At 66.2% G+C, this 24155-nt stretch carries 15 protein-coding genes; 11 read left to right on the forward strand and 4 right to left on the reverse strand.

Features of this window, described 5'->3' with window-relative positions; all coding sequences use genetic code 11:
- Positions 1-104: 104 nt before the first annotated feature.
- The 3 genes from GUY23_RS06025 to GUY23_RS06035 are packed head-to-tail and all read left to right on the forward strand — an operon-like array spanning position 105 to position 3321.
- Complete coding sequence (locus tag GUY23_RS06025) at positions 105-1328, forward strand: hypothetical protein (protein ID WP_228282762.1); 1224 nt, start codon at positions 105-107, stop codon at positions 1326-1328.
- Positions 1325-2122 carry a hypothetical protein gene (locus GUY23_RS06030; RefSeq protein ID WP_166970604.1) on the forward strand — a complete coding sequence of 266 codons (798 nt, stop codon included), beginning with the start codon at positions 1325-1327 and terminating at the stop codon, positions 2120-2122. The genes GUY23_RS06025 and GUY23_RS06030 overlap by 4 nt, the downstream gene beginning before the upstream one ends.
- Positions 2119-3321, forward strand: a complete 1203-nt coding sequence (locus GUY23_RS06035; protein ID WP_166970606.1) for a hypothetical protein — start codon at positions 2119-2121, stop codon at positions 3319-3321. Before GUY23_RS06030 ends, GUY23_RS06035 begins: the two co-directional genes overlap by 4 nt.
- A 79-nt stretch (positions 3322-3400) precedes the next feature.
- On the opposite strand, the gene GUY23_RS06040 is transcribed toward GUY23_RS06035, so the two are convergent.
- Positions 3401-4213 (reverse strand): MBL fold metallo-hydrolase, encoded by an 813-nt coding sequence (locus GUY23_RS06040; RefSeq protein ID WP_166970608.1) that lies wholly within the window; start codon positions 4211-4213, stop codon positions 3401-3403.
- Between the two features lie 73 nt (positions 4214-4286).
- On the opposite strand from GUY23_RS06040, the gene GUY23_RS06045 reads away from it, so the two are divergent.
- The 3 genes from GUY23_RS06045 (at position 4287) to GUY23_RS06055 (ending at position 13056) form a co-directional block, all read left to right on the forward strand.
- The gene (locus GUY23_RS06045; RefSeq protein ID WP_166970610.1) at positions 4287-5381 is read left to right on the forward strand and encodes a GNAT family N-acetyltransferase; all 1095 of its coding nucleotides are present in this window, start codon (positions 4287-4289) and stop codon (positions 5379-5381) included.
- 254 nt (positions 5382-5635) lie between these two features.
- Complete coding sequence (gene rpoB, locus GUY23_RS06050) at positions 5636-9115, forward strand: DNA-directed RNA polymerase subunit beta (RefSeq protein ID WP_166970612.1); 3480 nt, start codon at positions 5636-5638, stop codon at positions 9113-9115.
- A gap of 68 nt (positions 9116-9183) precedes the next feature.
- The gene (locus GUY23_RS06055; protein WP_166970614.1) at positions 9184-13056 is read left to right on the forward strand and encodes a DNA-directed RNA polymerase subunit beta'; all 3873 of its coding nucleotides are present in this window, start codon (positions 9184-9186) and stop codon (positions 13054-13056) included.
- Positions 13057-13225: 169 nt separating this feature from the next.
- Here the strand turns inward: GUY23_RS06055 and GUY23_RS06060 are convergent, their stop codons facing one another.
- Positions 13226-14251 carry a 6-phosphofructokinase gene (locus tag GUY23_RS06060; RefSeq protein WP_166970616.1) on the reverse strand — a complete coding sequence of 342 codons (1026 nt, stop codon included), beginning with the start codon at positions 14249-14251 and terminating at the stop codon, positions 13226-13228.
- Positions 14248-14937, reverse strand: coding sequence for a DUF1707 SHOCT-like domain-containing protein (locus tag GUY23_RS06065; RefSeq protein ID WP_166970617.1), 690 nt, complete (start codon positions 14935-14937; stop codon positions 14248-14250). The genes GUY23_RS06060 and GUY23_RS06065 overlap by 4 nt, the downstream gene beginning before the upstream one ends.
- Before the next feature lie 121 nt (positions 14938-15058).
- On the opposite strand from GUY23_RS06065, the gene GUY23_RS06070 reads away from it, so the two are divergent.
- The 5 genes from GUY23_RS06070 to GUY23_RS06090 all read left to right on the forward strand — a co-directional run bounded on the left by GUY23_RS06070 (position 15059) and on the right by GUY23_RS06090 (position 21704).
- Entirely contained in the window at positions 15059-16336 is a 1278-nt protein-coding gene (locus GUY23_RS06070; protein ID WP_166970619.1) for a glycosyltransferase, read from the forward strand.
- On the forward strand, positions 16329-18482 hold the full coding sequence (locus tag GUY23_RS06075) for an ArnT family glycosyltransferase (protein ID WP_208085498.1): 2154 nt from the start codon (positions 16329-16331) through the stop codon (positions 18480-18482). The genes GUY23_RS06070 and GUY23_RS06075 overlap by 8 nt, the downstream gene beginning before the upstream one ends.
- A gap of 15 nt (positions 18483-18497) precedes the next feature.
- A complete protein-coding gene (locus tag GUY23_RS06080; protein WP_166970621.1) occupies positions 18498-19214 on the forward strand; it encodes a response regulator transcription factor in 717 nt (238 codons plus the stop codon).
- Positions 19211-20821 (forward strand): sensor histidine kinase, encoded by a 1611-nt coding sequence (locus tag GUY23_RS06085; RefSeq protein ID WP_166970623.1) that lies wholly within the window; start codon positions 19211-19213, stop codon positions 20819-20821. Before GUY23_RS06080 ends, GUY23_RS06085 begins: the two co-directional genes overlap by 4 nt.
- Before the next feature lie 91 nt (positions 20822-20912).
- Positions 20913-21704 carry a hypothetical protein gene (locus GUY23_RS06090; RefSeq protein WP_166970625.1) on the forward strand — a complete coding sequence of 264 codons (792 nt, stop codon included), beginning with the start codon at positions 20913-20915 and terminating at the stop codon, positions 21702-21704.
- A 173-nt stretch (positions 21705-21877) separates the two neighbouring features.
- Here GUY23_RS06090 and katG read toward each other — a convergent pair whose 3' ends face one another.
- Positions 21878-24085, reverse strand: a complete 2208-nt coding sequence (gene katG / locus GUY23_RS06095) for a catalase/peroxidase HPI (protein WP_166970627.1) — start codon at positions 24083-24085, stop codon at positions 21878-21880.
- Positions 24086-24155: the final 70 nt, after the last annotated feature.

A 24155-nucleotide genomic window follows, 5' to 3' on the forward strand; every position in this document is an offset into this window, starting at 1 on the left:
ACGGAGGGCTCGACGCCGCCGCGTGCAGAGCCTCGGTGGGGATGTGGCAGGACGGCAACATGACCCGGTCCGCGCGTCGATCGGTCCTGCCCTATCCTTGAGGGGTGACTGAGACCACCGAGGCGGAGCTGCTGTCGACTCTGCGCGCGCGGATTCGAGATGCTTGGCAGGCCGATCCGGTATTCATCGACCCGATCATCGCTGCGGGACTGACCGACAATCAGCGCACCGCGATCGAGAAGGCGTCGCAGACGACCGCGGAGACAGGTCTTTCGCACTTCGTGGCGATCGTTCCCGGCATCGCTCCCGCCGCCGAAGAGGACTGGAGCCGTTTCACCTCGGATCTCGCCTATGCGATGCACAAGGACAGCGGGGAGGACCAGACCCTCGTCCTCATCAGCGAAGCCGAGAACGCCGCCCGCTCCTATGCGTACCTCGTCGGAGACAGCGGACCGGCGATGCCGAAGGCCGCCGACATGCTGGCCCGGTCAGGCAGCGACGACTTCCTGCCGGTCGAACTCGCCGTTCCGTATCAGCTCGGTGTCCTCGTCGCCGCCGCACGCTCGACGGATCCGCCCGCGCCGCCGGACTTCGACACCCGGGACGTCGGAGACCGCGACGAGGACTATATCGAAGCCACCGGGCTCGACAACGACAATCCTGACGGACTCGTGTTCGCAGCGACTGCCGCCGCGGCGCTGGGAGTCAGCGTCTGGCTGCTCCGACGCCGCACGAAGTACTCATGGCGGAAATCCCTGACGACGAGCCCGACCCTCGTCGGAGGCGGGTCGTTGGAGAGGAAGGCGCAGAAGGCGCTCGAACCGCTGCCCGAACCCATCGATGACGAGTCCTGGGACGTCTACGACCGTGGTCGACGCGTCCAAGAAGCGCTGAGTACTCTGCTGACCGATCACCCCGATTGGGCTGAGGACCGGGACTTCTCCCATCGTCACGCCGTCAACGTCCTCGTCACCACCGCCCGCTGGGTGCGCGCACGACTGCACGGATCGGCCTCGGCAGACCAGGAACCGCGCTTCTGCTTCCTCTTCCCGCACCACCGGACAGGCGTCGAGGAGTTCGTGCTGCGGCAACCGGGAACGACGCTGACCGTCGATCTCTGTGCGGACTGCCGGAACGAGATCGATGCCGGAGGCGAACCGGAACGGCTGATGGTGCCCAAGCGTCGCGGCTCGCGCAGACCTGTGCCGTACTTCCGGCGCTCCGACGCCTACGCTCAGTCCGGCTTCGGGAGCTTCCAACCTCTCGAGGACGCGCTGCTGGACAGCCGCACCAGCCCCGAGGCGACCTCCACGGGAGGTCGCCGATGACTGCACAGGGACCCTCGAGGCTGAAGTGGATCGCGGCGATCATCATCGTCGGAGTGATGGCCGTGGGCGCGGCGCTGCTGAGTGCCAACCGGTTCGATGCCGCGAGAGCCGAACGGATTGCCGCCGAGGAGAGCGACGAGATCGTCGTCGACTCGATCTACTCTGACCGGATCGAGGGCCAGTACGATCCCGACTACGACCGGACCCGCTACCAGGACATCGCCCGCTCCTTCGCCGATGATCCCATCCACATCGACGAGTACCGCGCCTTCGACGTCGACGACGCGAGTCTTGACGCGGTCCGCGAGACAGTGGACGACCTCGACGTGCCGATCTACGTGGCGATACTGTCGGACTCCGACCTCGACGACGCCGACGGAGAGACCGACCTGCTGGCGGCGAGGATCGCCAGAGAGCTGCCCGACGAGGCGGCCACCGTCCTCGTCGTCGGTGAGGTCTCCGAGGGCATCGGTGACCGTGGAGCGGTCCGCCGCCTCACCGACATGCCCGAAACCGACGCCGACGACGACGCATCCGAGACCGCGCTGCGTTATGCGCAGGCTCTCACCGCCGTCGACGTCGAGGATCCGGCGGAAAGCTATTCGCGCACGATCGACGACGATGGTCAGCCGGTCATCGTCAACGAGGACACCGCTCGGGATCCACGGGAGCTCGCCTACCCGATCGGCGGGGCCGTGACCGGAGCGATCTTCGGTGTCATCATCGGCGGCGGCCTCGGCGTCGGGGGAGTGCTCGTCATCAGACAGCTGCGGAAGAGGAACGGACACAGATGAGTGCAGATGCCCAGCAGATCGCCGAGGCGCTCGAGGACGATCCCTTCCACATCGATTCGTCTGTCGCCGGCTCCCTCAATGCCGAACTGCTCGATCAGGCCCGGCAGACAACTCAGGGGCTCGACTTCGAGGTCTTCGTCATCGCCGTCGACGAGGATTCCCTCGATGCGGATCTGCTCGAGCAGATCAAGGTCCTCCACGGCGGAGACGGTGCGTTCATCATGATCAACGGCGATTCGGAGATCGCTGTGGATGTGCGCTTCGAATCCGATCATGATCAGTACGTGCAGGTGACGGATCAGCTCTCGATCGCCCGCGAGTCGTGGAACGTCAGCACACCCTCGGTGACGAAGCTCAACACCCTCCTCGATCTCTATGCCCACCCGCAGGCCCGCACCGAGGCGGAGTCCTCGACCGGGCAGGAGGCGCCCGGCAGCGAGGTCGCGACCGTGGACGGATCGAACTCCTTCCCGACGCTCTTCCTCGGCGGCGCGATCCTCGTGCTCGCGCTCGTCATCGGTGCCGTGTGGCTGACGAGGAGTCGTCGGCAGCGCGCTGCGGCCCTGCGGACCAGGAGGCAGTTCGAACTCCCTGCTCGACTGCTCGATCGGGTCGACACACTGCAGAGGACGTCCTTGCGCGAGTCGATCAGCTCCGAGACCACGGAGCTCGCCGCACGGATCGAGAGTCTGCAGACGCAGAACCTCGGGCCAGATGACGCGGGACGGGTCGAGCGCAGCCTCGACGCCTACGCGATCGCCCGTCGCATCGTCGACGACGAGGACTCCGAACGCATCGACCTCGCCGGAGCGATGGTACTGCTGCGTGAGGCAGGACGTGAGATCGCCGAGGTGAGTCTGCACAGGCGCAGTCGGCGCGGAACCCGGGCGGCGGAGTCGTCCCGCTCCACCGGTGCCCTGCCGCAGAGCCTCTGCACGGTCAACCCGCTCCACGGCGAAGCGACCTCGCTGCAGCAGGTGATCACCTCGGCGGCGGAGAGCGGGAAACGGCGCAGCGTTCGTGTGCCCGTATGCGCGGACTGCCGAGACGATCTCGCCGACGGCCGCACGCTGCAATGGATCTACGACGGCGATCGCCCCTACGTCGACGTCGACAGCGTCTGGTCGCAGACCCTCTTCGGTGCGATCGGTCGAGATCTCGTCACCGCCCTGCACAAGAACGCCGACGATCCGAGCTGAGCGCGCGGATCAGGACACACTGATCAGGACATACGGCTGGGAACAGCCGGGTGACCACTAGCGACTGTGAACAGCCGGATCAGAACAGCCGGACCTCGCGCGGGATGCTCCGATCAGGCGAACCCGGCACCGCACGCGTCGGCAGCGCGACGTCGCCCTCGTCCTGCCGCATACGGAGCCCATCGATGTCCTCGAGCTGGCGGCGGACGAACGCGCGGTCGACCGGAACTCCGTGCCCGGGTACGAAGACCTCCGCCTCGGTGAAGGACAGGAGTGTGCGGAGACTGTCGGCCCAATGGCTCAGTGCGGCGTCGGGCCCGGCCTGCGGAGGAGCGCCCTCTTCGATGAGGTCTCCGGCGAAGACGATGCCCGCCTCAGGGAGCCGAACGACGAGATCGGCCGTGGAGTGACCTCCGAGCACGTGGAACTCCACAGCACAGTCGCCGAGGTCGAGGCTGCCGACGTCTCCCGGTGTCTCGTCGACAGGGGAGACAGGGACGACGAGGGCGCCCGGATCCTCGGGCAGCTGGGCGAGCCACCGGGCCGAGGCCCCATCGCCGAGGTCCTCACCGCTGCGCACCTCGTCGAGAGCGATCCATGCCGTCGCCTCCTGGTCGGCGGAGAAGGACGACGAGGCATGCACAGTCTCAACTCCGGCGGCGAGCAGGGCTGCGGCACCGAAGAAATGGTCCCAATGATCATGGGTGAGAACCAGGTCGACGGGCGGCACGATTCCGTGCTCATGCTCGCTGAGTGCGGCGACTCGGTCGATGAGATGGCGGGCCGCGGCAGGCCCGGGGCCGGCGTCGACGATGAGGCAGCGCTCCTCGCCGATGACGAGCCCGCAGCTGACCCCGGCCGGATCGAGACTGATGACATGCACACTGACCATGGTCGAAGTCTAGAATGGCGACAGGCGGCCAATCCACCGATGAGCCTGCCGACGGCGACGATGGAGTGCACAGATGGACATCACGAGGATCCGACCCGGGGACCACGACGGGGCTGCGATCGAGGCCGTCCTGCCCGAAATCCTCGCCTTCGACACACAGATCAATCATGCTTCGGGACTCGGGGAGGATTTCGATCCGCGGGAAGCCGAACTGCGCCGTGAGCTGAGTTCGTCGACCGCCTATGAGACTCACACGACGTGGATCGTCCGACTCGGTGGGTCCATAGTGGCCAAAGGCGTGGCATTTCTGCCTCTGTCCGACAACCGTGACACCGCAGAGCTGTGGTGCGCGGTCCACCCTGCCCACCGAGGTCAGGGGATCGGCGGGCGGCTGCTCACCGTCATGGAAGAGGAGATGCGGATCGACGGACGCACTCGCTTGACGAGCTATTGCGAGCTTCCGGCGACGGTGCGCGACGCCGCACCTGGACGGGCCCATCTGGCAGCCCAGATCGGGAAGGGATCCTTGCCGAGCGGACAGCCCGACGTCGCTTTCCTCCACCGGCACGGCTATTCGTTCATCCAACTCGAACGCTGCTCGGTCGCAGCTGCCGGGGGGGCGGAAGAGCTCAGCGGAGATCCGATCGGCGATGAGGCGGCCGACGGCTACGTCATCGAGACCTGGCAGGGTCCGACGCCCGAACATCGCCTCGACCAGGTCGCTCTGCTGCACCAGCGGATGTCGACGGATGTGCCGGGAGCCGCGGAGTTCGGCGACGAGGAGGTCTGGGACGCCGATCGGGTCAGAACCCTGGACGCAGAACGGACGGCCAGCGCCGAGGTGCTCACCACGTCTCTGGCTCTGCTCGGGCAGACTGCGGCCGGATTCACCGAGGTCGCGCACTCGGCAGACCGACCGCAGGTCGGTTGGCAGGGGTCGACCATCGTCGCCCGCGAGCACCGAGGGCACCGCCTCGGCGCGCGATTGAAGTTCGCGACCCTCGTCGCGCTGGGTCGGGAGTCGTCGGTCGAGAGGATCTACACGTGGAATGCGGTCGAGAATTCGTGGATGCTCGCGATCAACGACGCTGTGGGGTTCGAGACCTGGGCGTGGGTAGGAGTGTGGAGGAAGGTGCTCGAGGCGCCGGGCACGGACGACGGGGCGTGACAGTGGCCGCTGGGCCGGAGGCTGCGGCGACCGGGAGACGAATGCAGGCTTGCAGGACTTGACCCGATGCTATAAGCTTGATATTTGCATCGTTCTGCCTGTGGTGTGCCTTCATATAGCGGGGGGCACGTCATTTCCACTCAAGTGAACCACGTCGATGCCGGGAGTCGAAATCCGACACACCTTCGGCTCGGCGAAGCGAAGACGAGTGGGCAGACGACGTATCAGATGGTGAAGCACTCGGAAGGAACCAATTGGCCGCCGCCAACGACAACACCAGGACCGCTAATCCCCCCAAGAGAATTTCCTTCGCGAAGATTCGCGAACCTCTCGAGGTTCCCGATCTGCTCGGTCTGCAGACGGACAGCTTCGACTGGCTGATCGGATCGGAGGCGTGGCAGGACCGCGTCGCCGAGGCCATTGAGATCGGTGACGACTCCGTTGCGACGACCTCGGGACTCGAGGACATCTTCGAAGAGATCTCGCCGATCGAAGACTTCGGCGGATCCATGTCGCTGTCGTTCCGCGAGCATCGGTTCGAAGCTCCGAAGTACTCGATCGACGAGTGCAAAGAACGCGACATGACCTACTCGGCGCCGCTGTACGTCACCGCCGAGTTCATGAACAACAACACGGGCGAGATCAAGAGCCAGACAGTGTTCATGGGTGACTTCCCGCTCATGACCGACAAGGGCACGTTCATCGTCAACGGCACCGAGCGCGTCGTCGTCTCGCAGCTCGTCCGTTCGCCCGGCGCCTACTTCGAATCCAGCGTCGACAAGACCACGGACAAGGACATCTTCACTGCGAAGATCATCCCGTCGCGCGGTGCCTGGCTCGAGTTCGAGGTCGACAAGCGCGATCAGGTCGGCGTCCGCCTCGACCGCAAGCGCAAGCAGTCCGTGACCGTTCTGCTCAAGGCCCTCGGCTGGACCGAAGCGAAGATCCTCGAGGAGTTCGGCGAGTTCGAGTCCATCCGCGAGACGATGGCCAAGGACACCGTCAACACGCAGGACGAAGCGCTGCTCGACATCTACAAGAAGCTGCGTCCGGCAGAGCCGGCGACCGCCGAGGCGGCCCGCAACCTGCTCAACAACCTGTACTTCAACCCGAAGCGCTACGACCTGGCGAAGGTCGGCCGCTACAAGGTCAACCGCAAACTCGGCGTCGAAGCCCCGCTGTCCGATTCGGTGCTCTCCACCGAGGACATCGTGGCGACCATCCGCTACCTCGTGTCGCTGCACGCCGGTGTGGAGACCGCCAAGGGCACCCGCGACGGCGAAGAGGTCGACCTGTCCGTCAAGCTCGACGACATCGACCACTTCGGCAACCGCCGCATCCGCGCCGTCGGTGAGCTCATCGAGAACCAGATCCGCACGGGTCTGTCCCGTATGGAGCGCGTCGTGCGTGAGCGCATGACCACCCAGGACGTCGAAGCGATCACCCCGCAGACCCTGATCAACATCCGCCCCGTAGTGGCTGCGATCAAGGAGTTCTTCGGCACCTCGCAGCTCTCCCAGTTCATGGATCAGAACAACCCGCTCGCGGGTCTGACCCACAAGCGTCGTCTCTCCGCACTGGGACCGGGCGGCCTCTCCCGCGACCGCGCCGCTATGGAAGTCCGTGACGTGCACCCCTCGCACTACGGCCGCATGTGCCCGATCGAGACCCCCGAGGGTCCGAACATCGGCCTCATCGGTTCGCTGGCCTCCTACGCGCGGATCAACCCGTTCGGCTTCATCGAGACTCCGTACCGCAAGGTCATCGACGGAGTCGTGACCGACCAGACGCAGTACCTGACCGCCGATGACGAACTCGAGTACAACATCGCGCAGGCCAACGCTCCGCTGACCGACGAGCAGCGCTTCGCCGAGGTCGAGGTCCTGGCCCGTCCGAAGGGCGGCGGCGGTGAGGCCGAGCTGGTCCAGTACGACCAGATCGACTTCATGGACGTCTCCGCACGTCAGATGGTGTCCGTGGCGTCGGCCCTGATTCCGTTCCTCGAACACGACGACGCCAACCGTGCCCTCATGGGTGCGAACATGCAGCGTCAGGCCGTGCCGCTGGTGATGGCCGAATCTCCCGTCGTGGGCACCGGCATGGAGTACCGTGCCGCCGTCGACGCCGGTGACGTCATCGTCGCCGAGAAGTCCGGTGTCGTCACCGAGGTCTCGGCAGACTACGTCACCGTCCTCGCCGACGACGGAACGCAGCTGACCTACAAGGCCTCGAAGTTCAAGCGTTCGAACCACGGCACCTCGTACAACCAGCGCATCCTCGTCGACGAGGGAGACCGCGTCGAGACCGGCGCCGTCCTCGCCGACGGACCGTCCACCGAGAACGGTGAGATGGCTCTGGGCAAGAACCTCCTCGTGGCGTTCATGTCCTGGGAAGGCTACAACTACGAGGACGCGATCATCCTCTCCCAGCGCCTCGTCCAGGACGATGTGCTCTCTTCGATCCACATCGAGGAGCACGAGGTCGACGCTCGCGACACGAAGCTCGGCGCCGAGGAGATCACCCGGGACATCCCGAACATCTCGCCCGACGCACTGGCCGATCTCGACGACCGCGGCATCATCCGCATCGGCGCCGAGGTCACCGACGGCGACATCCTCGTCGGCAAGGTCACCCCGAAGGGTGAGACCGAGCTGACCCCGGAAGAGCGTCTGCTCCGGGCGATCTTCGGTGAGAAGTCCCGTGAGGTCCGCGACACCTCGCTGCGCGTTCCCCACGGTGAGATCGGCACCGTCATCGGTGTCCGCGTCTTCGACCGTGAGGACGACGACGAGCTCTCCCCCGGCGTCAACCAGATGGTCCGCGTCTACGTGGCTCAGCGCCGCAAGATCACCATCGGTGACAAGATGGCCGGCCGCCACGGCAACAAGGGCGTCATCTCGACGATCCTGCCGGTCGAGGACATGCCGTTCCTCGCCGACGGAACCCCCGTCGACGTCATCCTCAACCCGCACGGTGTTCCGCGTCGTATGAACATCGGCCAGGTCTTCGAAATCCACCTCGGGTGGATCTCGAAGCAGGGCTGGAAGATCGAAGGCAACCCCGAGTGGGCCGCCGAGCTGCCGCAGGCCGCTCGCGAAGCCGAGGCCGGCACCAACCTGGCCACCCCGGTCTTCGACGGTGCGCACGAGCAAGAGCTGCGCGGACTGCTGGATTCGACGACCCCGAACCGCGATGGGGACCGCCTCATCGACAACTCGGGCAAGGCGCAGCTGTTCGACGGCCGCTCCGGTGAGCCGTTCCCGTACCCGATCTCCGTCGGCTACATGTACATGCTCAAGCTCCACCACCTCGTCGACGACAAGATCCACGCACGTTCGACCGGACCGTACTCGATGATCACCCAGCAGCCGCTCGGTGGTAAGGCGCAGTTCGGTGGTCAGCGCTTCGGTGAGATGGAAGTCTGGGCCCTCGAGGCCTATGGCGCCGCCTACACCCTGCAGGAGCTTCTGACGATCAAGTCCGATGACATCCCAGGCCGTGTGAAGGTCTACGAAGCCATCGTCAAGGGTGAGAACCTGCCTGATCCGGGAATCCCCGAATCGTTCAAGGTCCTCATCAAGGAGATGCAGTCCCTGTGCCTCAACGTCGAAGTTCTCTCTTCCGACGGCGGCCAGGTCGAGATGGGCGAGTCGGAGGACGAGGTCTACCGTGCCGCCGAAGAGCTCGGCATCGACCTCTCCCGCCGCGAAGCACAGACCGTAGAAGAAGTCTGAGGACTTCCACTTCAACCGACACAACTTTGCGATGAACGAGAAGTTCATCGCCAGGAAAGAGGATTTACGTGCCTGACGTCAATTTCTTTGATGAACTGCGCATCGGTCTTGCCACCGCGGAGAACATCCGCGGGTGGTCACACGGTGAGGTGAAAAAGCCTGAGACCATCAACTACCGCACCCTGAAGCCGGAGAAGGACGGACTCTTCTGCGAGAAGATCTTCGGACCCACCCGCGACTGGGAGTGCGCCTGCGGAAAGTACAAGCGCGTCCGCTTCAAGGGCATCATCTGCGAACGCTGCGGCGTCGAGGTGACCCGTGCCAAGGTGCGCCGTGAACGTATGGGCCACATCGAGCTCGCCGCTCCCGTGACCCACATCTGGTACTTCAAGGGTGTTCCCTCCCGCTTGGGATACCTGCTGGATCTGGCTCCGAAGGACCTTGAGAAGGTCATCTACTTCGCTGCCTACATGATCACCTCGGTCGACGAGGACTCCCGTCACCGCGATCTGCCCAGCCTGCAGAACAAGATCGACGTCGAGAAGCAGCAGATCGGCACCCGCCGTGACGCCGACATCGACCGTCGTGCCAAGAAGCTCGAAGAGGATCTCGCAGCGCTCGAGGCCGAGGGCGGCACCGCCCAGGCCAAGAAGAAGCTGCGCGACACCGCCGAGAAGGAAATGGACAAGCTGCGCAAGAACGCCGACCGTGAGGTCGACCGTATCGAGCAGGTGTGGGACCGCTTCAAGAACCTCAAGGTCAATGACCTCGAAGGTGACGAGAGCCTCTACCGCGAGATGTTCCACCGCTTCGGCCTCTACTTCACCGGTGCGATGGGCGCCGAGGCGATCCAGAAGCGCCTCATCGACTTCGACCTCGAAGGCGAAGCCGAGAAGCTGCGTGAGCTCATCGCCACCGGCAAGGGCCAGCGCAAGACCCGTGCACTCAAGCGCCTCAAGGTCGTCAACGCGTTCCTGACCACCGACAACAACCCTGAGGGTATGGTCCTCGATGTGGTTCCGGTGATTCCGCCGGAGCTGCGCCCGATGGTTCAGCTCGACGGCGGCCGCTTCGCGACTTCGGATCTCAACGACCTCTACCGTCGCGTGATCAACCGCAACAACCGTCTCAAGCGTCTGCTCGATCTCGGTGCTCCCGAGATCATCGTCAACAACGAGAAGCGGATGCTGCAGGAAGCTGTTGATTCGCTGTTCGACAACGGTCGTCGTGGACGTCCGGTGACCGGACCGGGCAACCGCCCGCTGAAGTCGCTGTCCGACATGCTCAAGGGCAAGCAGGGCCGGTTCCGTCAGAACCTGCTCGGCAAGCGCGTGGACTACTCTGGCCGTTCGGTCATCGTCGTCGGTCCGCAGCTGCACCTGCACCAGTGCGGTCTGCCCAAGACCATGGCGCTCGAGCTGTTCAAGCCGTTTGTGATGAAGCGCCTGGTCGATCTCAACCACGCGCAGAACATCAAATCGGCCAAGCGCATGGTCGAGCGTCAGCACCCGCAGGTGTGGGATGTCCTCGAAGAGGTCATCACCGAGCACCCTGTGCTGCTCAACCGCGCACCGACCCTGCACCGTCTGGGCATCCAGGCGTTCGAGCCCCAGCTCATCGAGGGTAAGGCCATCCAGCTGCACCCGCTCGTGTGCTCGGCGTTCAACGCCGACTTCGACGGTGACCAGATGGCTGTTCACCTGCCGCTGAGCCCCGAGGCACAGGCCGAGGCCCGCATCCTCATGCTCTCGGCCAACAACATCCTCAAGCCCTCGGACGGCAAGCCCGTGACCATGCCCTCGCAGGACATGATCATCGGTCTCTACCACCTCACCTCCGAGCGCAAGGGTCTGGCCGGCGACGGACGGTCGTTCTCCGGAATGGGCGAAGCCATCATGGCCTTCGACCGCGGAGAGCTCGACCTCGGTGCGCCGATCACGATCCGCCTGGAGAACGTCGTCCCCGGTGACGACATCGACGTTCCCGAGGGTTGGACGGCCGGTGACCCACTGGATGTGGCCACGACCCTGGGTCGTGCGACGTTCAACGAATACCTGCCTGCCGACTACGCGTTCGTGAACTCGACGATCGACAAGAAGGCCCTGAGCCGGATCGTCAACCACCTCGCCGAGGAGTACCCGAAGGTCGAGGTCGCCCACACGCTGGACAACTTCAAGGCCGGCGGCTTCCACTGGGCCACGCGTTCGGGCATCACCGTCGCGATGTCCGACGTCGTCTCGCCCGAGGCGAAGACCGAGATCCTCGCCGAGGCCGAGGCCATCGACACGAAGGTGCAGCAGCAGTACGAACTCGGTGCGCTCACCGACGACGAGCGCCGCAACGAGCTCGTCAAGCTGTGGACCGAGACGACCGAGAAGGTCGACCAGGTCATGCGCACGAACTTCCCCGAGCAGAACTCGGTGCTCCGCCTGGTCGAGTCCGGTGCTTCCGGTAACTGGATGCAGGTCCGCCAGCTGGCCGGCATGCGCGGTCTGGTGACGAACCCGAAGGGTGAGATCATCCCGCGTCCGATCGTGTCGAACTACCGTGAGGGCCTCGCGGTGCTCGAGTACTTCATCGCCTCGCATGGTGCTCGTAAGGGTCTGGCCGACACCGCTCTGCGTACCGCTGACTCCGGTTACCTGACCCGTCGACTCGTCGACGTGTCCCAGGACGTCATCATCCGCACCGCGGAGGCCGGTTCGAACAAGGGCATCACCCTGCCGGTGGCCGAACGCGATCACGAGGGCAACCTCGTGCCGCACGAGTATGCCGAGACCAGCGTCTACGGTCGACTCACCGTCAACGACGTCACCGATGCCGATGGCAATGTCATCGTCCCGGCGAAGTCCGATGTCACCGCGGCAACCGTGGACACCCTCGTGGCCGCCGGCATCGAGGAGCTCAAGGTCCACTCGGTGCTGACCGCGGATTCCGATGCGCAGATCTCCGCCGAGCACTACGGTCGCTCGATGGCGACCGGCAAGCTCGTCGACATCGGCGAGGCCATCGGCACCGTCGCGGCTCAGTCGATCGGTGAGCCCGGAACCCAGCTGACGATGCGTACCTTCCACACCGGTGGTGCCGCAGCGTCGACCGGTGACATCACCCAGGGTCTGCCGCGTGTGACCGAGCTCTTCGAGGCCCGCACCCCGAAGGGCTTCGCCCCCATCGCCGAGGCCACCGGCCGGGCGAAGATCGACGACAGCCGCAAGACGCGCTTCGTCATCATCACCCCGGACGACGGCAGCGAGGAGATCGAGCACGCGGTCTCCAAGCGTGCCCGCCTGATGGTCGAGGACGGAGCGCACGTCAAGGCCGGTGAGCAGCTCATCGTCGGTGCCGTCGATCCGAAGCAGGTGCTGCGCATCCGCGGTCGCCGTGAGGCCGAGCGCTTCCTCGTCGAGGAGGTCCAGAAGGTCTACCGGTCGCAGGGTGTAGGCATCCACGACAAGCACATCGAGGTCATCGTGCGGCAGATGCTGCGTCGCGTGACCGTGATCGAGTCCGGCGACACGAATCTGCTGCCCGGCGAGCTCGTCGACCGCGGCCGCTACCAGGCGGAGAACCGTCGTGTGGTCGCCGAAGGCGGCCAGCCCGCATCGGCTCGTGACGAGCTGATGGGCATCACGAAGGCCTCGCTGGCCACCGAGTCGTGGCTGTCGGCCGCTTCCTTCCAGGAGACCACCCGCGTCCTCACCGAGGCGGCCATGGAAGGCAAGTCGGATACGCTCATGGGGCTGAAGGAGAACGTCATCCTCGGTAAGCTCATCCCTGCGGGCACCGGCCTGCAGTCGCACCGCAACCTCGTGGTAGAGCCGACCGAAGAGGCCAAGGCCGAGATGTTCACCAACAGCTACGGCGACTTCTACGCGGGCATCGGGGCCGATTCCGGCTCCGCCATCCCGCTGGAGGACTACGACTACGGCGCGTTCAGCTGAAGCTGAGCGGCTGAAGAGCTGAGACAGCAGAAGGGGCACCCACCATCCTGTGGGTGCCCCTTCTGTATGGTGACCAGGCTCCAGAGATGCCGAGACAACGGTGGAGCGCCGAGACCACTGTGTGTGCACAGGTGTCTCGGCGCTCCACCGTTGTCTCGGTGGGGCTGTCCTAGCCGAAGAGGACCTGTGCTTCCTCCCAGCGGTGCAGCGGCACCGACTTGAGGCTGTCGACGGCCGATGACATCTCGACCGAGACGATGTCGGTGCCCTTGAGGCTGGCCATCTTGCCCCAATGGCCGTGCTGAGCGAGATCGGCGGCCGCCATCCCCAGCCGGGTCGACAGGACCCTGTCGTACGCGGTGGGGGAGCCGCCTCGTTGCAGGTGCCCGAGGATCGTCGCCCGGGATTCGATTCCGGTGATCTCCTCGATCTTCGGGGCCAGGTAGTTCGCAATCCCGCCGAGGCGGACCCGCCCTTTGTTGTCGACGCCTTGGTCGGCGACCTGTGAGTCCAGACCTTCGGGGATGAACCCTTCGGCGACGACGACGATGGGGGCCCGTCCGCGGTCCCGGGCCGAGCGGACCCACGCGGAGATCTGTTCGAAGGAGACAGGGAACTCCGGCATGAGGATCGCGTGGGCGCCGGCGGCCATTCCGGCGTGGAGGGCGATCCAGCCGACATTGCGACCCATGACCTCGATGACCATGCACCTGTGGTGGGATTCGGCCGTGGTGCGCAGTCGGTCGATGGCCTCGGTGGCGATGGACTGGGCGGTGTCGAATCCGAAGGTGTAGTCGGTGTTGCCGAGGTCGTTGTCGATGGTCTTGGGCACTCCGACGACGTGGAGGCCCTCTTCGCGAACCAGTCGTGAGGCTCCGGCCAGGGTGCCTTCCCCGCCGATGGCGATGAGCGAGTCGATGCCGTGGGCGGCCATGACCTCGCGCATCCGCTCCGGGCCGCCGTCTTCGTAGGGGTGGGTGCGCGAGGTGCCGAGGATGGTTCCGCCGCGTCCGGACAGTCCCCGGACATCGAGCATCGTCATATCGAACATGTCGTCATCGAGCAGGCCGCGCCAACCGTCGCGGATGCCGACGAACTCGGCGTCGTAGGCGCGGATGCCCTTACGGACGATGCCGCGGATGACAGCGTTGAGGCCGGGGCAGTCCCCGCCCGAGGTGAGTACACCGATCTTCATTCCAGCTGACCCTGATCCTTTGCTCGATAACCTTTGGCAAGCCGGACGTCGTGCCCGGCCATGAGTGAGAGGCCCTTGAGGATGACGGTCCCGTTCGAACCGTCGCCCTGGGCGGGACCGTGGATGTCATTGCCGCCCATGATGTTGATGGTCTCGTCGCGGATGCGCACTCCCGGCGGCACGAAGACATCGTTGCCGGCCCACATCGCGTACGAATTCAGCTCGACCGTCACTCCCGGGCCCATCACATCGCACAGGTCGATGTCATCCCCGCCCATGAGTGCGTAGGTGGTGACTTCGGCGGTGCCGGGCGGGACGTCGAGGCGGCGCCCGGACATGATGGCCACGGAGTTCATCGGTGAGGCTGATCCCGGTTCCGCGGCGGGGGAGAGTTCGGCCGGTCCGCGTCGGGCCAGCTCCGATCCCGGCGCCGCAGGTCCGGGGGCCTGCCCGGTCTGGCGAGCGAGCCTGCGGTGGAGGCTGTCGCCTTCGGGCAGGTCGTCGATGAGCGGGAGGAGTTCGTCGAGGAACTTCGCACCGATGGCCTCATCCTGCCGCTCGGTCGTCTCCTCGGGATCGAGGCGACCGTTCGTCACGGCATCGGTGATCACGGAGAGGACATCATCGCGGTCCTGGTCGGAGGCGCGGATGCGCCGCTGAGGAGAAGGGGAGTCGTCGTCGGCCATGGTGCCCAGTGTAGCGGTCCTCACTCTGTGTCGTCGGACTGACTGACGTGGTGAGGACTCCACAGCAGGGCCACAGGTTGAACCAATGCTGGGCCTAAACGGTCCCGCGAATGTGGAGGACATGAGAGATGAGAGCAGCGCCTGGCAGCAGACGCAGACAGCAGACACAGCCACCCGTCCGACCACCACCGTCGACCTCGTCGTCCCGGTGTACAACGAGGAAGCCTCGTTGGCCGCTTCGATCGAGGTCCTCCTCGCCGTCGAGCCAGCCCGCGGCACCGAGGTCACGATCATCATCGCCGACAACGCGAGCACTGATGCGACTCCCGACATCGCCGCAACCCTGGCGGCGAGTCATCCTCAAGTCGAATACGTCCGCCTCGAGCAGAAGGGCCGCGGTCGTGCCCTGAGCCGCGTGTGGCAGGCGTCGACGGCTGACGTCGTGGCCTATACCGATGTGGACCTCGCCACGGACATCCGCGTCCTCGACCCGATGGTCGAGGTCATCCGGTCAGGCCTGGCCGATGTCGCCATCGCCTCCCGCCTGCAGCCGGGACTCGCGATCGAGCGAGGCATCAAGCGCGAGATCATCTCCCGCTGCTACAACCGGCTGCTCAAGGTCAGCCTCGGCGTCGGATTCAGCGACGCCCAGTGCGGTTTCAAAGCACTGTCGTCGCGGGCGGCGAAGGAACTGCTGCCTCAGGTCGAGGACACCGAATGGTTCTTCGATACGGAGCTGCTCGCCCGCGCCGAATGGGCGGGCTTCCGCATCCATGAATTCGGCACCGATTGGACGGACGACCCGGATTCCTCAGTCGACGTGGTCAACACGGCGTGGAAGGACATCAAAGGCATCGTCCGGTTGCGCACGGGCGGGCGAACCCGGATCGGGCACGAGGTCCCCGCACCGAACACCGGTGCGCAGATCCTCCACTTCATCGACGTCGGGATCATCAGCACCGTGCTCTACGCCGTGCTCTTCCTCCTCGGCGTCCAGTTCGTCTCGGACTCCGCGGCGAACATCATCGCACTGCTCCTGTCGACGATCGCGAACACAGCGCTCAACCGCGCTCACACCTTCGGGGTGCGGTCCCCGCACCACCGACTGACCTCCCAGCTCAAAGGCTTGGCGGCCTTCGGGCTGTGCCTGGCCTTCACCTCTGCGGGGCTGGCAGTCGCAGCCGGGTTCACCGGGCCGTGGGCGAGCGTCGGCACGCTCGCGGTGCTCACGCTCGCGAACCTCGCCGCCACCGTGGTCCGCTTCGTGCTCATGCGCACCTGGGTCTTCGCTCGCGGCTCGCACAGCGGCGCCCGCGGCTCCCACAGTCACTCCCGCCCCGCCGCGGTGACCGCAGTCGATCAGGCGCACAACGACGCGAAGGACATCGACCATGTCTGAGACTCACACCACTCCGACGCGCACCCGCACCCGTGGCCTGCGACGGCACTGGTACCCGGCGGTGCTCACCGTGCTGACCCTCGGCACGATCGCCGCCTTCCTCGCCAACCTCAGTGCCAACGGCTGGGCGAACTCCTTCTATGCGGCGGCCGTGCAAGCAGGCTCGGAGAACTGGGAGGCCTTCCTCTTCGGGTCCCTCGACTCGGCGAATGCGATCACCGTCGACAAACCCCCGGCCGCCCTGTGGCTGATGGCCCTGAGCGCCCGCGTCTTCGGGTTCTCGTCGTTCTCGATGCTTCTGCCCCAGGTCCTCCTGGCCGGAGTGAGCGTGCTGCTCATCGTCCATTCGGTGCGGCTGAGCCTGCGATCCCACGTCGGATCGGGCCTCGAGAAGGCTGCGGCGCTGGCGTCCGGCGGGATCTTCGCGGTGTCCCCGGTGGTGGCGTTGATGTTCCGGTTCAACAACCCGGATGCCCTGCTCGTGACCCTGATGATCGGCGCGGTCGTTGCGACGCAGCATGCACTGCGCGTCCTCACCGAACCCCGGACGCGCCGCTGCGCACGCCGCATCGCCGGCTGGCTCGGCCTCGCCGGAATCTGCCTCGGCCTCGGGTTCCTGACCAAGCAGTTCCAGGTCCTGCTCATCGTGCCCGGCCTCGCCCTGGCATGGGTGTTCTTCGCCCGCACCTCCTGGCCGCGCCGCCTGCTGTGGCTGCTCGTCCCGCTCGGATCGATGATCGTCAGCGCCGGCTGGTGGATCGCCCTCGTCGAACTCACTCCCGCCGACTCGAGGCCCTACGTCGGCGGCTCCCAGTCGAACTCGTTCCTCGAACTCACCTTCGGCTACAACGGGTTCGGACGCCTCACCGGCAACGAGACGGGTTCCGTCGGAGGCAGAGGAGGCGGCCAAGGCGGCGGATGGGGCGAAACGGGCATCACCCGACTGTTCAGCGGCAGCTTCGGCCAACAGGTGTCGTGGTTCCTGCCCACAGCCCTGTTCCTCCTCGTCGTCACGATCGTTCTTCTCATCCTCGCCGAGGTGGCCCGCCGTCGCCGTGTCCCCACCGCCACGGCCGGTGACCGTGCGGTGCCCGCATCCGGAGCCTCAGGTAGGGTCGGCTCCTCTGGTACGGGCAGCCTCGGCGCGGGACTGCTCATGTGGGGTGCCTGGCTCGTCATCACCTGGCTCGTGCTGTCGAACATGAACGGAATCGTCCACGAGTACTACACGGTCGCGCTCATTCCCGCGATCGCCGTCGTCATCGGCCTCGGCCTCGCCGTGCTGCTCGAGCGGTCCGGATCCCTCCCGCGCCTGCTGCTGGCGGTCGCGTGGGCCCTGACCGGGGCATGGCAGTTCATCCTCAGCTCCGATATGACCGGCATTCCCGGCATCCTGCGCTGGGCCGTGCTCATCGTCTCGATCCTCGGGGCACTGGTCCTCATCGTCACCGCTCACCGCAGGTTCGGTGCGGCGCTCGCCTCGGTGCTCGTCGCCCTCGCAATCCTCGGCAGCGCCGCGATTCCGGCTCAGCTGGCCGTGCGCACGATCGCCGGTACGACGCAGGGATCGATCGTGACGATCGCCGGCACGAGCTCGGGAATGGGCGGCGGACCCGGCGGTGGAGGAATGCCAGGCGGGGGAGGAGCCCGCGGCGGCGGACCCGGCGGCGGAGCCCCCACAGGAGGCACAGGCGGCGGCGCCACCGGAACGACCGACGGGGCAGGCAACTCGGAGACCGGCACCGGCGGACCCGGCGGGGGAGGAGGCGGAATGGGCGGTCTGCTCAACGGCTCGGAACCCTCCGACGAACTCACTGAGCTGCTCGAACAGGACGCCTCGGACTACACATGGGCGGCTGCGGCGACCGGGGCGAACCAAGCCGCCGGATACCAGCTGGCGCTCGACGAGCCCGTCATGGCGATCGGCGGGTTCAACGGCACCGATCCCTCGCCCAGCCTCGCAGAGTTCAAACAGCTCGTGGCCGAGGGCAGGATCCACTACTACATCGGATCGGGCTCCAGCGGCCAAGGTCCAGGCGGCGGGGACTCGGACTCGTCGTCGTCGCAGATCGCGGCCTGGGTCGAGGCGAACTACGAGGCGACCACCGTCGACTCCGTTTCGCTCTACGATCTCAGCGCCGGATGAGGGGATAATCGAGCTATGAACCCGACAGCGAATCCGCCGGCGCGCATCCTCATCGTCGACGACGAAGCGAACCTCTCCGAACTCCTCGTCATGGCCTGCCACGTCAGGGGCTGGGAAGCCGAAGGGGTCGGCACCGGCCGTGAGGCCGTGACGCTGGCCAGGAGCGAACACTTCGACGCCATCGTCCTCGACGTCATGCTGCCCGACCTCGACGGGTTCGCCGTGATCGAGAAGATCCGCGGTGAGGGAATCGACACTCCTGTCGTCTTCCTCTCCGCCCGCGACGAGGTCGACGATCGGCTGACGGGCCTGCGGCTGGGCGGGGACGACTATGTGACGAAGCCGTTCAACCTCGATGAGGTCATCGCCCGCATCGAGGTGCGTCTGCGCCGTGGAGCCTCGGCCGCTCCGGTCGACGAGGACGACGTCCTGCGCGTGGGTGACCTCGAACTCGACGAGCGCTCCCACGAGGTCACCCGCGCCGGTCAGCCGATCGAACTCACCGCCCGCGAATACGAGGTGCTGCTGCTGTTCATGCGCAATCCGCGGGTGGTGCTCTCAAAGGCCCAGATCCTCGACCGGGTGTGGGACTACGACTTCGGGGGCAACGGCAACATCGTCGAACTCTACGTCTCCTACCTGCGCAAGAAGATCGACACTCCGTTCCCGGAGCTGCCGAGCCTCTTCCACACCAAGCGCGGAGCCGGATACATCCTGCGGGCGGAGCAGTGACCCTGCGTCGGTGGCGACTGCAGACGAGGCTCATCGTCCTCGCCGGCCTCGTCCTCCTCCTCGTCGGGGCCGGGATCGGCACCGCCTCTTGGCTGAGCGTGCGCGGCTCGCTCATGTCCGACCTCGATGCACAGCTGACGTCGATGACCTCGCATGCGCGTTCGGGCGACGGGCCCGGCGCGGGCCCCGGGGCGACCGGGAATCCGGGAACCTCGGATGGGGGTGACGAATCGTCGGCGGCTGTCGATTCGGCTCTGCGCTATCTCTTCCAACCGGGTGTCGGCGATGGTGCTCTCGTCGTCGTCGACTCCGGCGACGGGGGAGAGGGGCTCATCGCCGAGGCGGGGCTGAGCCGACCGCGGGCCCTGTCCGCGGCGGCCATCGACGCCCTGCTCGACGTCGAAACCGGCGGTGGCGTGTCCGACGGCAGTGCCTCCGGAAGCAGTGCGTCCGACGGCGGCGCGTCCGGAGACAGTGATCACGGCGGAAGTGCGTCCGCCCACGAGTCCGTGCGGGTGCCCGGATTCGGCTCCTACCGGGTCGTGGCCTTCGACGACGGAGGAACCACCACCGTGTACGGGGTCCCCCAGGGCAATGTCGACGGTGCTCTTGAGCGCACCGCGTGGACGACCGCGTTCGTCGTCCTCATCGGCGTCCTCGCCACGGCCGCGCTCATGGCCGTGATCATCCACCGGCAGCTGCGCGACCTAAGGGAGGTCGCCCGCACCGCGCGGGAGGTCACCGACCTCGAGCTCAGTGCCGGCGAACCCGAGCTCGCGCTCAGGGTCCCCTCCGAACTCGCGGTTCCGGGCACGGAGGTCGGCGACGTGGGCGCCTCGGTCAACCGGATGCTCGACCATGTCGGGTCCGCCCTCGAGGAGCGCTATCGGGGCACGGAGCAGATGCGACGCTTCGTCGCCGACGCCTCTCATGAGCTGCGCACTCCGATCGCGACGATCCGCGGCTGGGCCGATCTCACCCGCCCGTACCGCAACGATCTGCCCGCCGAGGTGGCCACCTCCTTGGGCAAGATCGATTCCGGAGCGATGCGGATGTCCTCCTTGGTCGACGACCTTCTGCTCCTCGCACGACTCGAAGCCGGCCGTCAGCCGACGAGTGAGGACACCGTCGATGTCTCCTCCCTGCTCATCGAGCTCGTCGAGGACGCCCATGTGGTCAACCCCGACCATTCGATCTCACTCGACGTCCCGCCGGAGGCTCTCGAGGTGCGCGGCGAGGTCGGCCAGGTGCGCCGGGTCGTGTCGATCGTCCTCACGAACGCCTGTGTGCACACGCCTCCGGGCACCAGGGTGCACATCGAGGCGCAGGCGACGCACAAGCCGGTCTCGGGGCAGCTGCCCAGCGATGTCGTGGCGATCCGCATCAGCGACGATGGGCCGGGCATTCCGCCTGATATCCGCGACAGGGTCTTCGACCGCTTCGTCCGGGGGGATCCCTCGCGGGCACGGCAGGACGGCGCCAAGGGCGGATCCTCTGGGCTGGGGCTCGCGATCGCAGCCGGCCTCGTCGACCTCATGCACGGCAGCATCGCGATGTCGAGCACGGACTCGGGAACGACCTTCGAACTGCGACTGCCCGTCGCCTGAGCCGAATCGCACAGGCTGACCACAGGTACGACTGGGAAGGGCTACAGCACGGGGTCCGACAGTGGAATCACCGATCACCAGAGGAGATTTCATGACCGAGAACCAGAACCCCAATCAGAACGAGAACCCCAATCAGAATCAGCACGCTGGCCAGAACTCCGGCCAGGTCCCCGGCGAGAACCCCAGCCAGAACCCCGGCGAGAGCGGCACCCAGACTTCCGACCATGCCTCCCGGTCGGTGCCCGACCCACGCTCCGAGGGCTCTGCAGGGTCGCGGCCCTGGGCGAACCCCTACGGTGCGCCCGCACAGACCGCACAGTTCGGAACCACAGCGGGTCCGCGGAAGCAGAAGCGCCGTGTCCCACTGGTCCCCGCGGTGCTGGCCGGTTCGGCACTGTTCGTCGTCGGCGGACTCGCCGGAGGAGCGATCGGCGCCTCGGCGGCCATCGCGTCGAACGATTCGGGGACGAGTCAGGGTCCCGGGGGCCAGAACGGACCTGGTGGCATGGGCGGACAGCAGGGCGGAGGCACTCAGAACGGCGGCCAACAGGGCGGCGGAGGCATGCCGGGCGGACAGTCGGACGGGGGCGGCATGCCCGGTGGTCAATCCAACGGCATGCCGGGTGATCAGAACGGCTCCGGCTCGAACGGAAGCTCGTCGGACGGAACGAATTCGAGTGGGAGCGGAACCGACGGCACCGCACAAGACGGCACCGATTCGGACTCCGGCACTGACGCGGACTCCGGTGGGGACTCCGACGGGTCGGATTCGACCGTGGACACCACCTCGGCGCGCAGCGGCGATGCGACGGTCGACAACTCCGCTGTCACCCACTTCGAGCAGATCTTCACCGGCTTCGCCGTCCTCAATCGGGACGAGTGAACCCAGTCCCCAACAGGACTGGTTCCCCGCCGGACTGGTTCCCAGCCGGGCCGGTTCCCAGCCGGCCTGGCTGCCACGGTTCACCCGGATACGACGATGCCCCCACCGCAATCGGTGGGGGCATCGTGCTGTGAATCCGAGGACCTCTCAGTTCTCAGAGATCATCATGCGGTTCAGCGGTGGAGATCGAAGCGATCGGCCTCGACGACCTTGCTCCAGGCCTTGACGAAGTCGGCGACGAACTTCTCGCCGGCATCATCGGAGCCGTAGACCTCGGCGATGGCCCGCAGTTCGGAGTTCGCACCGAAGAGCAGGTCGACGCGGCTGCCGGACCACAGCTTCTCGCCCTCGGGGGAGAAGCACTCGTAGACGTTTGCCGTCTCCGAGTCGCCGATCGGCTTCCAGACGTTGCCGAGCTCGAGGAGGTTGACGAAGAAGTCGTTCGTCAGTTCACCCGGACGGTTGGTGAACACGCCGAGGTCGGAGTCCTCGAAGTTCGCACCGAGCACGCGCAGACCGCCGATGAGGACGGTCAGCTCCGGAGGAGTGAGACCGAGCAGGCTGGCCTTGTCGAGAAGCAGGTACTCGGCCTTGAGCGGCAGATCCTCGGTGAGGTAGTTGCGGAATCCGTCGTGTGTCGGCTCCAGGTAGTTGAATGACTCGACGTCGGTCTGCTCCTGGGTGGCGTCGCCGCGACCCGTGGACACGGGCACGGTGATCGCGTGACCGGCGGCAGCCGCAGCGGTTTCGATGCCGACGGCACCGGCGATGGCGACGACATCGGCGAAGGAAGCACCGGTCGACTCGGCGATGCCCTCGAGCACCGGGAGCACCTCGGCGAGCTTGGCCGGCTCATTGGCCTCCCAGCTGCGCTGCGGCTCGAGGCGCAGGCGACCGCCGTTGACGCCGCCGCGCATGTCGGAGACGCGATGCGAGGACGCAGCTGCCCAGGTGGTCGAGACCAGCTGGGAGACGGTGAGACCGGAATCCCGGACCGCGGCCTTCACAGCGGCGAGCTGTGCCTCGTCGAGCTGGGTGCCGGCCGGGACCGGATCCTGCCAGATGAGCTCCTCGTTCGGAACCTCGGGGCCGAGGTAGCGGGTGGACGGTCCCATGTCACGGTGGGTGAGTTTGAACCAGGCACGGGCGAAGGCGTCTTCGAAGGCCTTCTGATCGTCCTTGAACTTCCGGGAGATCTCTCCGTAGATCGGGTCGAAGCGCAGGGACAGGTCGGTGGTGAGCATGCGCGGCTCGCGGCGTTCGTCGCCCTGGGCCATCGGCACCATGTCGTCTCCGCCGCCGTCCTTCGGACGCCACTGCAGGTGTCCGCCTTCGTTCTCGAAGACTTCCCACTCATAGGCGAAGAGGATGTGGAAGAACTCGTTGTCCCACCGGGTCGGGTGGTAGGTCCAGGTGACCTCGATGCCCGAACCGATCGAGTCATTGCCCTGTCCGGTGCCGAAGTCGGACTTCCAGCCGAGTCCCTGCTCCTCAAGCGGTGCGGCCTCGGGATCGGCGCCCTTGTGCGATTCGGGTCCGGCTCCGTGGGTCTTGCCGAAGGTGTGTCCGCCGGCGATGAGGGCGACGGTCTCCTCGTCGTTCATCGCCATCCGGCCGAAGGTCTCGCGGATGTCGATCGCGGCCTTGAGCGGATCCGGCTCGCCCTCGGGACCCTCGGGGTTGACGTAGATGAGGCCCATGGTCGTTGCGGCCAGCGGCTTCTGCAGTTCGCGGTTGCCGACGTAGCGCTTGTCGGTGCCGAGCCATTCGGTCTCCGAGCCCCAGTACACGTCGTTGTCGGGCTCCCAGACGTCCTTGCGTCCGCCGGCGAAGCCGAAGGTCTTGAAGCCCATCGACTCGAGGGCGACGTTTCCGGCGAGGATGAAGAGGTCGGCCCAGGAGATCTTCTTGCCGTACTTCTTCTTCACCGGCCACAGCAGACGGCGGGCCTTGTCGAGCGAGACGTTGTCCGGCCAGGAGTTCAGCGGAGCGAAGCGCTGCTGTCCTTCACCGCCGCCGCCGCGGCCGTCCTGCACGCGGTACGTGCCGGCCGAGTGCCAGGCCATGCGGATCATGAAGGGGCCGTAGTGCCCGAAATCCGCCGACCACCAGTCGGAGTTGGTCTTCTGCAGCTCTTCGATGTCGGCCTTGAGCTGGTAGTAGTCGAGGCTGTTGAATTCGGCGTCGTAGTCGAAGTCGGGATCCATGGGATCGCGCGCCGGCTGACCCTTCGCGAGGATCTTGAGGTTGAGACGGTTGGGCCACCACTGGGCGTTGGAATCGCCCTGGGTGGGGTTGACCAGGTTGTCCGAGTCCGAAGCCTGTGTCGGCTCCGAACTCGTGTGGACGACTGGGCAGCCGCCGGTGGTCGTGTCGGTCATCGTGTTCCTTTCACAGTCGGGTCGGCTTCAGCGACCCGTTTGACGACGAAGGCTGACCTCGCAGAGAGGA

The sequence above is a fragment of the Brevibacterium atlanticum genome (genome assembly GCF_011617245.1).
Taxonomy (GTDB): Bacteria; Actinomycetota; Actinomycetes; order Actinomycetales; family Brevibacteriaceae; genus Brevibacterium; species Brevibacterium atlanticum.